Source organism: Inquilinus sp. (assembly GCF_057815775.1).
Genome location: NZ_JBYRFX010000488.1, coordinates 1 through 1636, shown reverse-complemented (window position 1 = coordinate 1636; position 1636 = coordinate 1). Strand labels below are relative to the sequence as shown.

General features: G+C 69.3%; 2 protein-coding genes. Both read left to right on the top strand.

What is annotated here, in order from left to right; all coding sequences use genetic code 11:
• A partial coding sequence (locus tag AC3XYG_RS17305; RefSeq protein WP_489141095.1) for an ankyrin repeat domain-containing protein occupies positions 1 to 1115 on the top strand: 1115 nt, incomplete at its 5' end.
• A 197-nt stretch (positions 1116 to 1312) separates the two neighbouring features.
• Positions 1313 to 1636 (top strand): ABC transporter substrate-binding protein (locus AC3XYG_RS17300; protein WP_489141094.1); only part of this gene is annotated, 324 nt, incomplete at its 3' end.

Sequence of the window (1636 nt, the reverse complement as noted above, 5' to 3'; positions counted from 1 at the left end):
GATTCGCCGCCGCGTCGGAGGCAGAGATCCGCGCCGCCGATCTGGGCCAGGAGGATGCCGAGCTGATCGTCGCCCGCGCCCATGGCTTCGCCGATTGGGCCGGTTTCGCCGACCGGATCGAGGCGATGAAGGCCGGCCGGGCGGAGGAGCCGTTCCGCACCGCCTTCGTGGCAATCCGCGGTGATGACCGCGCGGCGCTGGCGGCCGTGCTGGCGGCGCATCCCAGGCTGGTCAATGCCAAGGGCACCAATGGCAACCGGCTGCTGATGCTGGCCATCTCGATAAACCGCCTGGTCCTGGCCGGCGACCTGCTCGATGCCGGCGCCGATCCGTCGCTGGCCAACGACAAGGGCTGGACGCCGCTGCACGACATCGCCTGTGGCGGCGACCGTGACGCCCTTGAGGCCCGCCTTGCATTGCTCGACCGGTTGATCACGGCCGGCGGCTCGGTCGAGGCGGAGGCCTATGGCGATGGCGGCACACCGCTGGCGGTGGCGCTGTTCTGGGGCCATGCGGCGATGGCCGAACGGCTGGCGACCGAGCTGGTCGTGCCCCTGAATCTCCGCATCGCCGCCGGGCTTGGCCGGACCGACCTGATCGCGCTGTTCTTCGATGGGGCAGGCGCGCTGCGGCCGGAGGCCGGCCATCATCGCGGCTTCTACCGGCCGCACAGCGGCTTCCCGGAATGGCACATGACCGATGCACCGCAGGAGATCCTGGACGAGGCCCTGACCTGGGCCGCGCGCAGCGGCCGGATCGCGGCGATGGCGGCGCTGCTGGCCCACGGCGCAGATATCGACGGCGTGCCGCACAACGGTGCGGCCCTGCACTGGGCGCTGCTGAACCATCACGCGGAGGTGGTGGACTGGCTGCTCGGGCAGGGGGCGGATGTCGATCGCCGCGCCGTGTGGGGCGACACCGCCGACGTCACCCCGCTGCACATGGTCGCCGGCTGGGCCAATGACCCCAAAGCCGCTCGGCTGCTGCTGGAGCGGGGCGCCGACCTCAGCCTCAAGGACCGGACCTATGACAGCACGCCGCTCGGCTGGGCCGAGCATTTCGGCCACCCCGAGGTCGCGGCCCTGTTGAAGGACGATTCTCCGGACGCCGGCTGATCGGGTCGCAGCAACGATCCGTGCCGAAACAGGGGCGGATCGTTGCCGATCCGATATCCTGGCCCTATGAAAGCTGACTGAAAGCTTCGTGCCGTCACTTTGTCGCCATCGCGTTTCGGGGGCCGGCCCAAGCAGGCTCCGCGATAGCGCCGGTCCGGATGGTCCGGGCCGCCAATGAGAGATCGGGAGGAGACACGATGGTTCGCCAACGCTCGAGAAGCATCGCCTGCGCACTGGCCTTCGGCGCCGTGCTGGCGACATCCGGTGCGGCCCTGGCCGAGGACAAGATCACCATCATCGTCGGCGGCATGGAAAAGCAGATCTACCTGCCGGCCGTGCTGACCCAGCAGCTGGGCTACTTTAAGGACGAGGGCCTGGATGTCGAGCTGCTGAACAGCCGCGCCGGCGTCGAGGCCGAGAACGAGCTGATCGCCGGCGCCGTGCAGGGCGTGGTCGGGTTCTACGACCACACCGTCGACCTGCAGGCCAAGGGCAAGTACATCCAGACCATCGTCCAGTTC